The sequence below is a fragment of the Streptomyces sp. NPDC093260 genome (assembly GCF_040683715.1).
Classification (GTDB): domain Bacteria; phylum Actinomycetota; class Actinomycetes; order Streptomycetales; family Streptomycetaceae; genus Streptomyces; species Streptomyces sennicomposti.
This window is the reverse complement of record NZ_JBFBEK010000023.1, coordinates 33,087-45,486: the sequence shown is the minus strand read 5'-3', so window position 1 is coordinate 45,486 and position 12,400 is coordinate 33,087. Positions and strand designations below refer to the sequence as shown.

Sequence of the window (12,400 nt, the reverse complement as noted above, 5' to 3'; positions counted from 1 at the left end):
GTGCGGGCGAGCACTTCGGAAATGCTTCGGAATTGCTTCGGGAACGCTTCGGGGCCGCCGGCGACCGCGCGAACTCCCCGGCGCGCGGGTACGGTTGCGGACATGCGGTTTGGCGTGCTCGGACCACTCGCGGTGTGGGACGACGAGGGGGAGCCGGTCCGGGTGCCCGAGACGAAGGTGCGGGCGCTGCTGGCCGACCTGCTCGCGCACGACGGCGGCCCCGTCTCCGCCGACCGCCTCATCCACGACCTCTGGGGCGACGATCAGCCCGCCCGTCCCTCGGGCGCGCTACAGGCCAAGGTCTCCCAACTGCGCCGGGTGCTCGGCCGGGAGCGGCTGGTGCGGCAGCCGCCGGGCTACCGGCTGCGGCTCGGCGCGGCCGACGAGGTGGACGCGGAGCGGTTCGGCGGCCTCGTCGCCCGCGCCCGCTCCGTCACCGACCCGCGGGTGCGGTCGGCGCTGCTCACCGAGGCGCTCGGGCTGTGGCGGGGGCCGGCGTACGCGGACTTCGCCGACGAGGAGTTCGTCCGGGCGGCGCGCCAGTGCCTGGCGGAGCAACGGCTGGCCGTGGTGGAGGCACGCGCCGAGGCCCGGTTGGCGGCGGGCGACCATCTGCTCCTCGCCGGCGAACTCGCCGCCCTCGTGGCCGAACACCCGCTACGGGAACGGCTGCGCGCCGTGCAGATGCTGGCGCTGTACCGGGCGGGCCACCAGAGCCGGGCGCTCGCCTCGTACGAGGACCTGCGCGTCCGACTCGCCGGGGAACTGGGCGCGTGTCCCGGCCCCGCACTGAGCGCGCTCCACCGGGCGATGCTACGACAGGCCCCGGAACTCGACGCCCCGGTCCCGGTGCCGATCCCGGCCCAGGGCCCGGCCTCGGCTTCGGTCCCGGCGCCCGCTCCGGCGGCTGCGGTGGGTGCCCCGGGGGCGCCGGTGGACGATGCCGTGGCGGCCCCGGGACCGGGAGGCGTCACGACGCCCGCCGAAGCCACCGGGGTCGCTGCGACCGTCGTGTCCGCCGCATCCACCACGCCCACCGGGGCGGCGTCCGGTGGGTCCACCGGAGCTGTTGGGACCGCCGGGACCGCAGCGTCCAGCGGGTCCACCGGCCCTGGCGGATCCGCCGCTTCCACGGCCCCCGCCGTCCCCGTCCACCTCCCGGCGCCCCTGACCGCCCTCATCGGTCGCGAACAGGCCCTCGGTCGTCTCGGCCGGCTCCTCCGCCGGGAGCGACTGGTCACCCTCACCGGTCCCGGCGGCGTCGGCAAGACCCGCCTGGCGGTGGCCGCCGCGCGGGACGCCGCCTCCGGCGGGGATGCCGCCGGGCTGCCCGACGGAGTGTGGTTCGTCGAGTTCGCGGGGCTCCGCACCGCCACCCCCGACGACCTCGCGGAAGTCGTCGCCGCGAGCCTCGGCATCCGCGACGACGCCCCCGCCGCCCCCTCGCCCACCGGCACCGCACCCCCCACGCCCCTACGGCGCGTGGCCGCCGCCCTGCGCGATCGCCGCACCCTCCTCGTCCTCGACAACTGCGAACACGTCGTCGCGGCCGCCGCCGAACTGGTCGTGTCCCTCCTGAACAGCGCCCCCCACCTGCGCATCCTCACCACCGGCCAGGAACCCCTCGCGCTGGCCGGCGAGACCGTGTTCCTGGTCGAACCGCTCCGACCGGACGACGCCGTACGGCTGTTCACCGAACGCGCCGCCGCCCGCGCCCCCGGCTTCAACCCCGCCTCCGACCGCACCGCCGTCGCCGAGATCTGCCGCCGCCTGGACGGCATCCCCCTCGCCCTCGAGCTGGCCGCCACCCGCGTACGCGCCCTCGGCGCACGGGAGTTGGCCACTCGCCTCGGCGACCGCTTCGGGGTGCTCACCTCCGGGCAGCGCACCGCGCCCGCCCGTCAACGCACCCTGCGCGCGGTGATCGACTGGAGCTGGGAGCTGCTCAGTGAGCCCGAACGCCTCGTCCTCGGCCGGCTCGCCGTGCACAGCGACGGCTGCGGCCTCGACGCGGCGGAGGCGGTGTGCGCGGGCGACGGCGTACCCGGCGCCGACGTGCTCGACCTGGTCACCCGGCTGGTCGAGAAGTCACTCGTCGTCGTCACGGACGGACCCGCCGGCCCCCGCTACCGGCTCCTGGAGTCGGTCGCCGCGTACTGCGCCGAGCGGTTGCGCAAGACGGACGACGAGACGGCCGTACGCGAGCGCCATCTGCGCCACTATCTCGCCCTCGCCGAACACGCCGAGCCGCAGCTGCGCGGCGCACGGCAGCGGGAGTGGCTCGCCCGGCTCGACACCGAGGCGGGCAACCTGCGCGCCGCGCTGGACGAGGCGGCACGGCGGGCCGTCGCCGGCCGGAGCGAGGAGGCCGTACGGCTCGTCACCGCCCTGTCCTGGTGGTGGCTGCTGCGCGGCCGTCTCACCGAGGCCCGCCGCAACCTGACCACCGTTCTCACGGCGACCAAGGCGATTACGGCCTCCATGGCCGTCCAGGGAGACGCCACCCCCGCCCCCGTCCCCGTGCCCGAACTCGTGCTGCTGCACGACGCGTTCGCCCTCCTGACCGGCGACCGCACGCCACCCCCGCCCTCCGACGCACCCACCACCCTCACACGCACTGACACACCCGCACCCACCGCCCTCACACCCACCGCCCTCACACTCACCGACCCCACACCCGACGCCGTGACCCGCCGAGCCCGCGCCCTGTGGCTGAACGCCCACGGGATGTTCAGCGTCGGCGACCTCGACGCCGCCGACACGCTGAACACCCGCGCCCTCACCCGTTTCGAGGCCGCGGACGAGCGGTGGGGCGTCGCGGCGGCGCTCGGCCTGCGCGCGGCGCTCGCCCTGGTCCGCGGCGACCTGCGCGCCCTGGCCCGCGACGGGGAGCGCAGCCGGACCCTCTTCCGCGCCCTCGGCGACCGCTGGGGCGAGTTGCAGACCGTGTCCCCGCTGGCCGCGCTCGCCGAGATCAAAGGCGAGTACGCGCGGGCCGAGCGCTGTCAGCGCGAGGGCCTGGAGATGGCCCGGGAGCTGGGCCTGCGCGCCGAGGTCTCGGCCCGGCTCTCCGGACTCGGCCGCCTCGCACTGCTCGCCCGCGACTTCGAGCGGGCGCGCGACCTGCACCAACGGGCCCGGCGTATCGCCGTCGAGCAGGGCTACCGGTACGGGGAGATCCACGCGGAGATGGGGCTGGCCCTCGGCGCGCGACGCCGCGGCGACCTCGACGAGGCCGGGACGCGCCTGCTGGGCATCCGGGAGCGGCACGCCGAGGTGTCCTCCCCGGCCGGCGACCACCTGCTCCACGCCGAACTGGGCTTCCTCGCCGAACTCCGCGGCGACGCCGAGCAGGCGGCCGCCCACCATCTGCGGGGCCTCGCGATCGCCCGCACCCTGGACGAGCCGCGCGCCCTCGCCCTCTGCCTGGAGGGGCTGGCGGGCGTGGCCGCCCTCTCCGGTGAGCGCGGCGGTGCCACGCGTGCGGCCCGGCTCCTGGGCGCCGCCCACGCCGCGCGCCGTGGCGTGGGCGCGCCGCTGCCGCCGACCGAACGCGGCGACGTGGACCGTGTCACCACCGCGGCGCGGGCCGTCCTGGGCGTACCCGCCTTCGACGAGGCGTTCGAGAGCGGTACGTCCCTGAGCCCCGCCGAGGCCGGGCGCCAGGCGGCTTCCCCCGCCACTGACGCGAGGGAGGCCGCACGCCCATGAACTCCGCAACGGTGAGAAACCTGCTCGTCCGCGGCATGATCGCCGGCCTCGTGGCCGGTGTGCTCGCCCTGGTCGTCGCCTATCTCCTCGGTGAGCCGAATCAACCTCGGACGACTGCCAGGTTCTGCACGTCTTCGCGCCTCACTCCGCCAAGGTGGCCGCGACGCCAAGGTCTCGCCGCGCGAGCCGCGCCGCGCGAGCCGCGCTGGGGAGGCCGCGCCACCCGGCCCGTGCCACCCGAGCCGCCCCCCGGAGCGCTCCGTCAGGCGTCGGTCCGGCCGAGGAGTTCGGTGACGAGCGAGGCCACCTGTTCCGCCTCGATGAGGAAACCGTCGTGCCCGTACGGGGACTCGATCACCCGCAGGCGGTCCGCGGTGGGGATACCGGCGGCCAACTCGGCCTGCTGGGAAGGCGGATACAGACGGTCCGAGTCCACACCGGCGACGAGCGCCGGGGCGGTCACCCGGCTCAGGGCGGCGCGCACACCGCCGCGCCCCCGGCCGATGTCATGGCTGTTCATGGCCTCCGTGAGGGTGACGTAACTGCCCGCGTCGAAACGGCGGACGAGCTTGGCGGCATGGTGGTCGAGATACGACTCGACCTGGTAGCGGCCGCCGTGCCAGGGGTCCTCCGCGCCCTGCGGCGCACGGCCGAAACGGCTCTGCAGCTCCGGTTCGCTGCGGTAGGTGACGTGGGCGAGACGCCGGGCCAGGCCGAGCCCGGCGTGCGGGCCGCGCCCGGGACCCGCGTCATGGTAGTCGCCGCCGCGCCAGTGCGGATCGCCGCGCACGGCGTGCAGTTGCATGGTCGCCCAGGCGATCTGCTCCGCGCTCGCCGCCGCCGTCGTGGCGAGCAGCAGCAGCGCCCCCGTCCGCTCCGGATACGACACGGCCCACTCCAGGGCCCGCATCCCGCCCATCGACCCGCCGACGACCAGCGCCCACCGGTCGATGCCGAGCGCGTCGGCCAAGCCCGCCTCCACCGCAACCTGGTCCCGCTGCGTCAGGAACGGGAACCGGCTGCCCCAGGGGCGTCCCCCGGGCGCGGGGGAGGACGGTCCGGTGCTGCCCTGGCAGCCGCCGAGCACGTTCGGGGCGACGACGAACCAGCGGTCCGTGTCGAGCGCCCGCCCCGCGCCGACCAGTCCGTCCCACCAGCCGGGACTGGGATGGCCGGGCCCCGCCTCGCCCGCCACATGGCTGTCGCCGGTCAGCGCGTGCAGTACCAGGACCGCATTGGACCGGTCCGGCGCGAGCCGCCCCCAGGTCTCGAACGCCAGCCGTACGCACGGGAGTTCACCGCCGGCCTCCAGCGGCAGCGGGGCGGCGCGCTCGAACCACCGGCGACGCCCGGGCGGGTCCCCCTCCCGCCAGGCCCCGGAGGCCGGCGGGAGGGGGACCGCGGAAGGCGTCAGCACGGTGTTCAGGACGCGCCCTTCGCCGCTCGGAACCCCGCTTCCAGATCGGCCTTCAGATCGGCCAGGTTCTCCAGCCCGACCGACAGCCGCACCAGCCCGGGCGAGGCGCCGGTGGCCGCCAGCTGTTCCTCGTCGAGCTGGCTGTGCGTCGTGGACGCCGGGTGGATGATCAGGCTGCGTACGTCGCCGATGTTGGCGAGGTGGCTGAACAGCTCGACCGCGTCCACGAACCGCTTGCCCGCCTCCACGCCGTCCCGCAGCTCGAAGGAGACCAGCGCGCCCGCACCGCGGGGCAGGTACGTCCGGCCCGCCTCGTACCACTTGCTGGACCGCAGCCCCGGGTAGTGCACGGCTGCCACCTCGTCCCGCTGCTCCAGCCACTCGGCCAGCGCCAGCGCGTTCGCCGAGTGCCGCTCGATGCGCAGGCTCAGCGTCTCCACACCTTGCAGCAGCAGGAAGGCCGAGTGCGGGGAGAGGGCCGGACCGAGGTCGCGCAGGAGTTGCACCCGCAGCTTGACGGCGAAGGCCCCCGGGCCGAGCGCCGACCAGTACCGCAGCCCGTGGTAGCTGGGGTCGGGCTCGTTGAAGTCCGGGAACCGCTCGGCGTGCGCCCCGAAGTCGAAGGTCCCGCCGTCCACGACCACGCCCGCGATCGCCGTGCCGTGCCCGCCCAGGAACTTGGTCGCCGAGTGCACGACCACGTCCGCGCCGTGCTCGATGGGCCGCAGCAGGTACGGGGTCGGCAGGGTGTTGTCCACGATCAGCGGCAGCCCGGCCGCGTGCGCCACGTCCGCGACCGCCCGCACGTCGAGCACGTCGCCGCGCGGGTTGCCCAGCGTCTCGGCGAACAGCGCCTTGGTGTTCGGGCGGATCGCCGCCCGCCAGGCCTCGGTGTCGCCCGGGTCGTCCACGAACGACACCTCGACGCCCAGCTTCGGCAGCGTGTGCCGGAAGAGGTTGTAGGTGCCGCCGTACAGCGAGGTGCTGGAGACGATGTGGTCGCCGGCGCTGGCCACCGTCAGGATCGCCAGGGTCTCCGCCGCCTGTCCGGAGGCCAGCGCCACGGCCGCGACCCCGCCCTCCAGGGCGGCGACGCGCTGCTCGAACACGTCCTGGGTGGGGTTGTGGATCCGGGTGTAGATGTTGCCGGGCTCGGCCAGCGAGAACAGGTCGGCGGCGTGCTGGGTGTCGCGGAACACGAACGACGTCGTCTGGTAGATCGGCGTCACCCGGGCGCCGGTCGTCGGGTCGGGCGCGGCGCCCGCGTGGATCTGCTTGGTCTCGAACGACCAGGCCGAGGTGTCGGGGCCGGAGGGCTCCTCCTCGGGGGTGTGACCGGCGGTGACGGAGTCGACGGGCTGGCTCATGTGAGGCTCCTTGGTGCGGAGGACGGGGCGCGCGAGGCGGGTTCCGTGACGCGGGTACGTCTCGGGCAGGAGCGCGCGCCGCGGCGCGGGTACGTCCGTGGTGGCGGTACGGCTGCGGATGGGTACGAGGAAGCGCGGAGGGACCGCACGCGCCGCGAACGGGGCCTTGCAGCAGAGGCGTTCGGTGCGGCGCTTCGCGGTGGTGGGAAGACGGCCCGGGGGCCGGAAGGCGAGGGCTCAGTTCGCGGCGGGACAACCCGTGGTGGTGACACGCGCGTAGTCGACGTGGCGGCGGGTCACGAGCACGGTCATGGACTCAGGTAACCACATGGAAGCCGCGACGCACCAGCGCATCGCGGTCGTTTCACCCGCTGCGGGGCGCACTCCGGAGCACGGGCGCGGGGACGTGCGCCGTCCGTCGGCGCAGAGACCGGGTGTCGGGCGGTGCACCGAGGGCGGCGAGGCCCGGTCGAGCACCGTCCGTCGCAACCCCTTCGCCCGCGACCGGGCGTTGACACGTTCATCCGCCTCGTGCTTGCATCCCGGCATGTTCCCGCTGGAGCCGTTGACCCGCCGCCGCGCCGTGGACCTCGTCCGCGTCGCCGCCGCGCTGTGTCGCCACGCCCGCTGACCGGCCGCTGCGGCTCTCCCTCCCGTTCCTCCCGCACTGCCCTGTGGCGGTCGCGGGTCCCTGCCCCGCCGCCGTACGCCACCGGGTCACCGTGGTCCGTCCGGCCAGACCGGGACGGCGGGTGCGCCCGTGCCCGGCCCCCAGGCGCGACCGGACCAGGCCCCACAGACATCCCCGGGCTCACCCACGCAGCAAGGAGCGCGCATGACCGTCCAGGACATCGACCGGCGAAGCTTCACGGCGGAGTGGGAGCAGTGGCACCGGCAGAAGGAGGAGGACCTCGCCGGACCGCACGGCTTCCTCGCCATCACCGGTCTGCACTGGCTGAGCGCGGAGCCGACCCGGTTCGAGGACGCCCCCGGCGCGTGGTCGAGCACCCGCGAGGGCGTGGTGGTCGAACTGGCCGAGGGCGAGGAGCTGGTCCTCGACGGCCAAGTGCTGCGCGGGCGCCACGACTTCGGCGTCCTCGGCGAACGGACCAGCCTCTTCCCCGCCGCCGGCGACGCGGTGATCGAGGTCGCCAGGCGCGGTGGTCACGACCTCGTGCGACCCCGCCACCCCGGCAACGCGCTGCGCACCTCGTTCACACACACCCCCGTCTACGAGCCGGACCCGCGCTGGGTCGTCGAGGGCCGTTTCCTGCCGTTCGAGGAGCCGCGCCCGGTGACGGTCGGCGCCTCGGTGGAGGGCCTCGAGCACGTCTACGACTCGCCCGGTCAGGTCGAGTTCGAACTGGACGGCTTGGTGCACCGGTTGACCGCGTTCAACGGCGCGACGCCCGGCAGCCTGCTGGTGCTGTTCACCGACCGGACCTCGGGGGTCACGACGTACGCGGCGAACCGCTCCGTGCGGATCGCCGCGCCGGACGTCGACGGCCGGGTGACCGTCGACTTCAACCGCGCCGGGAACCTGCCGTGCGCCTACACCGACCTGGCCACCTGCCCGCTCCCGCCGACCGGGAACCGGCTGCCCGTCGCGGTCGAGGCGGGCGAGAAGATCCCGCTGCAGCGGGGCGGAGCGGACTGACTGACTGACCCGGGCGGCGCCTCGCGTGGCTGGACGGCGGTGCCCGGCGACGCCGTTCAGCTCTCCGGCGTGCCGTCCGCCGGTGGGACGCCCGAGGCCGTGCCGTCCGTCGACGGGATGCCCGAGGCCGTGGCCGTCTCCCGCCTGCGATCCGACGCCGTTCAGTTCGTCGCCGAGGCGTCCGGCCCGGTCAGCGGTCCGCCGAGGCGCAGGTTCCAGCGGCGGTGACGGCCGGTGAGTTCCGTCGCGGCCAGCGGGGTCACGTCGAGCCGCCAGAAGGCGGTGGCGGGCAGGGCCAGGGCGTGTATGACGTGTACGACGGTGGCCCGTACGACCTCCGGCTCGACCACGGCGAGGGTACGGCCGCCCGTATCGCTCATGACGTCCAGCCACCGCCCGATCCGTTCGCACAGACGCTGGACCGGCTCCCCGCCGTGCCCCGCCCAGCCGGGATCGCTGAGCCACCGGGTCACCGCCTCGGGCTCGGCGGCGCCCACCTCGTCCAGGGTGCGGCCCCGCCAGCGGCCCACGTCCAGCCCGGCCAACTCCGGTGCCTCCAGCCCGTCGAGGCCGAGCGCTGCCGCCGTCTGCGCGCACCGCGTGCTCGGGGAGACGACCGTACGGACGGCCGCGGGCAGGGTCCCGGCCGCCGCACGGGCGTGGGCCGCGCCGATGTCGTCGACCGGGTCGCCGTCGTAGAAGCGGGCCTGCCGCAGCGACGAGCTCATGGCGGCCGAGACGAGGGTGACGCGGCTGGTCACGTGACGGCTCCTGCGGTGAGGTCGTGGCGGGGGAGGCCCTGGCATGCGGGCGGCGACCGCGAACGTAGCATCCGCGCCTCTTGCGAGTCCCTCCCGCACCCTCCGCCGCCGCCTTCCGCGCGCCCCGCCCGGGCGCGATCCGGAACACCCGGGGCGTGCCGAGTGTGCCAACCCCCGGTCCCCGCTCGCCCTCTCCCCTGTGGTGCCCCGGCACGCCGTTGACGTGGACCACTGCGGAGATCTGCGAAGGTTCCCGCCGCGATCTGCCGACCTCGAAAGTGGCGGAAACTCTGTCGGACCGAGCCCGTACACGGCACACGGGGATGGGATCAGGGATCCGGCACAGGACGGCGCGGGACGGTCGCCGTGGCTGCGGGCGGTGCGGCGGGACGCCGGTACCCGGCCCGCGCACACCGCGATGCGGAGCCGGGTCCGGGCCGGGTCTGGGCGGGGTTCGGGTCCGGTTCGGTCCGGTTCGGGCCAGTCGCTCTGCGGGGGCGGCGAGGGCCGGTGGTCAGTGGGCCGTCCAGCCGCCGTCCAGGGGGAGGGAGGCGCCCGTGACGTAGCCGGTGTGCTCGGTGCACAGCCACAGGGCCGCCGCGGCGACCTCGGCCGGCTCGATCAGGCGCTTGATCGCGGTGTGCTCCAGGAACACCTGGTCCACCACGTCCGCCGACGGGATGCCGTGGGCGCGCGCCTGTCCCGCGATCTGGTCCTCCACCAGCGGGGTGCGGACATAGCCCGGGTTGATGCAGTTGCTGGTCACCCCGTGTGCGGCGCCCTCCAGGGCGACCACCTTGCTCAGTCCCTCCAGGGCGTGCTTCGCCGCGACGTACGCCGATTTGTAGGCGCTGGCCCGCAGGCCGTGCACCGAGGAGATGTTGACCACCCGGCCCCACCCCCGCGCGTACATGTGCGGCAGGGTGCGGCGCAGGATTCGGAACGGTGCCTCCACCATCACCCGCTGGATCAGCGCGAACCGCTCCGGCGGGAACTCGTGCACGGGGGCCACGTGCTGGAGACCGGCGTTGTTCACGACGATGTCGGCGTCGTCCGGCAGCGTGTCCACCGCCCCGGGATCGGAGAGGTCGACCACGAGCGCGGTGCCGCCGATCGCCGCCGCGACCTCCTTGGCGGCGCGCTCCGCCCGGTCCACCACGTAGACATCGGCGCCCGCGGCGGCGAAGGCCTCGGCGCAGGCCCGGCCGATCCCGCTGGCCGCCCCGGTGACCAGGACCTTCCGCCCGGTCGCGAACCGGGCGCCGACCAGGGCGGGCGCGGTGGTGGGGCGTGGCCCGGCGTGCGCGGACGGGCCCTCGGCGGGGTTCTCGGTACTGTCCATGGCGGCCACGGTAGGAAGCCGGGCAGAGGTGAGACACGTGGGCCGGTGACACATTTTCCCGCCGGGGCATGGTCGCGGACACCATGTGCCGCGCCGCCGTGTCCCGCCATGCCACAGCCGTCCCGCCGACGCCATGGGTGCGCCCGCCATGCCGCCCTGCGCGCTCCTGGCGGCCCCCCACCTGTCACCGCTCGCCGGGCCGGCCGTACGGTCCGCCGCAGTTCTCCCCCCTCCCCGAAAACCCCATCACCCCACGGGAGTCCTCCCATGCGATGGCACACACTGCGCGGGTTCGGCAGGCGCGCCGCCCGGGCCGCGGCGCTCGGCGCCCTGGCCGCCGGACTGGTCACGCTCGCCCCCGCCGCCCAGGCCGAGGCCGCCGGCACCCTCCAGCAGGTCACGAACTTCGGCTCCAACCCGGGCAACCTGGCGATGTACGAGTACGCCCCGGCGAACCTGCCCGCGAACGCGCCCCTGGTCGTCGCCCTGCACGGCTGCACCCAGTCGGCGAGCGACTACCACAGCCATTCCGGCTGGCAGAAGTTCGCCGACCAGTGGGGCTTCGCCGTGGTCTACCCGCAGACCGGCGCCGCCAACAACAGCCTGTCCTGCTTCAGTTGGTTCGACGCCTCCAAGGACAGCCGCGGCAAGGGCGAGGCGGCCTCCGTCGTGCAGATGGTGGACCACGCCGTGGCGCAGTACGGTTCCGACCGCGGCCGCGTCTTCGTCACCGGCCTGTCCGCGGGCGGCGGCATGACCGCCGACCTGCTTGCCGACTACCCGGACGTGTTCGCCGGCGGCGCCGTCGACTCCGGGCTCCCGGCCCAGTGCGCCACCACCCAGGCCGCCGCCTCCGGCTGCCAGTACAGCGGCCAGAACCTCACCCCGAAGCAGTGGGGCGACAAGGTCCGCGCCTCCTACCCGGGCTACACCGGACCGTGGCCGCGCGTCGCCATCTGGCAGGGCTCCTCCGACACCACCGTCGCCCCCGTCAACGGGACCGAGCTGCGTGACCAGTGGACCGACGTGTGGGGCATCGGCCAGACACCGTCGGCCACCCGGACGCTGACGGGGAACACCACCGAGACCACCTACAACGGCTCGTCCGGCACGCCCGCCGTCGCCCTGTTCTCGGTCTCCGGCATGGCCCACGGCCTGGCCGTCGACCCCGGCTCGGGCACCGACCAGTGCGGCACCACCGGCGCCTACTACCTCGACGCCATCTGCTCCAGCTACCACACCGCGAAGTTCTGGGGCCTGGACCAGTCGGACGGCGGCGGCAGCAGCACCCTGCCCGCGCCGTCCGCGGTGACGGTCACCGCCACCACCGACACCACCGCGACGCTCACCTGGAACGCCGTGGAAGGCGCGGCCTCGTACGCCGTGTACCGGGGCGGCACCAAGGTGGGCGCCCCGGCCGGAACCGCGTACACCGACACCGGCCTGTCCGCCGGGACGACGTACACCTACACCGTCGCCGCCGTGGACGGTACGGGCGCCGCCGGCACCGCCTCCGCCCCGGTCACCGCGACGACCACCGGCGCCACCCCGGCGCCCAAGTGCTACACCGACAACAACTACAACCAGGTCAGGGCCGGCCGCGCCCACCAGAGCGGCGGCTACACCTACGCCAACGGCTCCAACCAGAACATGGGCCTGTACAACGTGGCCATCACCCACACCCTGAAGGAGACCTCCCCGGCGTACTTCGTCATCGCCGACTCCGGCTGCTGAGCCGCGCCCCGGACCGGTCCGGCCGCCGTCGCGACCGGACCGGTCAGCGGTAGCGGGCCGGCGCCGCATGGTGCTCCCGCAGGGCGGGGGACAGGGCGACCCGATCGCTCCGGAGGAGGTTGCGGGCCATCGGGCCCGCGGCCCTCGCACCCTCCTGGAACAGTTGAGCTTCTCGGCCAGGGAGTCGTTGCGCAGCACCACGACCTCGACGGGCACCCCGTGCCGGGCGAGCGGGGCGGGTTCGCCCATGCCCATCGACAGCGAGCCGTCGCCGGTGAAGGCGATCACCGGCCGCTCCGGGCGGGTAGGTTGAGGCCCGATGGCGCAGGGCATGGGCGACGCCCATGGTGCACGGCGTGCCGGAGAAGGAGTAGTGCACGCGGGCGCAGGACCGCCCGTTCGGCGCAGCCG

Annotated in this window: 7 protein-coding genes and 1 pseudogene; 3 read left to right on the top strand and 5 right to left on the bottom strand. The window is 74.9% G+C overall.

Translation table 11 applies throughout. From position 1 onward, the window contains the following. Positions 1-102: 102 nt before the first annotated feature. Positions 103-3,711 (top strand): BTAD domain-containing putative transcriptional regulator, encoded by a 3,609-nt coding sequence (locus AB0N63_RS25900; protein ID WP_365532044.1) that lies wholly within the window; start codon positions 103-105, stop codon positions 3,709-3,711. A 262-nt stretch (positions 3,712-3,973) separates the two neighbouring features. On the opposite strand, the gene AB0N63_RS25895 is transcribed toward AB0N63_RS25900, so the two are convergent. Together AB0N63_RS25895 and AB0N63_RS25890 are read right to left on the bottom strand one after the other, a co-directional pair. Next, positions 3,974-5,128, bottom strand: coding sequence for a homoserine O-acetyltransferase (locus tag AB0N63_RS25895; RefSeq protein ID WP_365532041.1), 1,155 nt, complete (start codon positions 5,126-5,128; stop codon positions 3,974-3,976). Positions 5,129-5,133: 5 nt separating this feature from the next. Continuing rightward, entirely contained in the window at positions 5,134-6,495 is a 1,362-nt protein-coding gene (locus AB0N63_RS25890; protein WP_365532039.1) for a bifunctional o-acetylhomoserine/o-acetylserine sulfhydrylase, read from the bottom strand. Positions 6,496-7,330: 835 nt separating this feature from the next. On the opposite strand from AB0N63_RS25890, the gene AB0N63_RS25885 reads away from it, so the two are divergent. Then, positions 7,331-8,152: a DUF1684 domain-containing protein gene (locus AB0N63_RS25885; protein ID WP_365532037.1), complete on the top strand. Its 822-nt coding sequence runs from the start codon at positions 7,331-7,333 to the stop codon at positions 8,150-8,152. 161 nt (positions 8,153-8,313) lie between these two features. Here the strand turns inward: AB0N63_RS25885 and AB0N63_RS25880 are convergent, their stop codons facing one another. Both AB0N63_RS25880 and AB0N63_RS25875 read right to left on the bottom strand, forming a co-directional pair. Beyond that, entirely contained in the window at positions 8,314-8,913 is a 600-nt protein-coding gene (locus tag AB0N63_RS25880) for a histidine phosphatase family protein (RefSeq protein ID WP_365532034.1), read from the bottom strand. A 514-nt stretch (positions 8,914-9,427) separates the two neighbouring features. Beyond that, positions 9,428-10,255, bottom strand: a complete 828-nt coding sequence (locus AB0N63_RS25875; RefSeq protein WP_365532033.1) for a 3-hydroxybutyrate dehydrogenase — start codon at positions 10,253-10,255, stop codon at positions 9,428-9,430. A gap of 267 nt (positions 10,256-10,522) precedes the next feature. Between AB0N63_RS25875 and AB0N63_RS25870 the strand changes: the two genes are divergently transcribed. Then, the gene (locus tag AB0N63_RS25870; RefSeq protein WP_365532031.1) at positions 10,523-11,989 is read left to right on the top strand and encodes a PHB depolymerase family esterase; all 1,467 of its coding nucleotides are present in this window, start codon (positions 10,523-10,525) and stop codon (positions 11,987-11,989) included. 237 nt (positions 11,990-12,226) lie between these two features. Here AB0N63_RS25870 and AB0N63_RS25865 read toward each other — a convergent pair. Beyond that, positions 12,227-12,322, bottom strand: a pseudogene (locus AB0N63_RS25865) (thiamine pyrophosphate-dependent enzyme); the annotation flags it as partial. Positions 12,323-12,400: the final 78 nt, after the last annotated feature.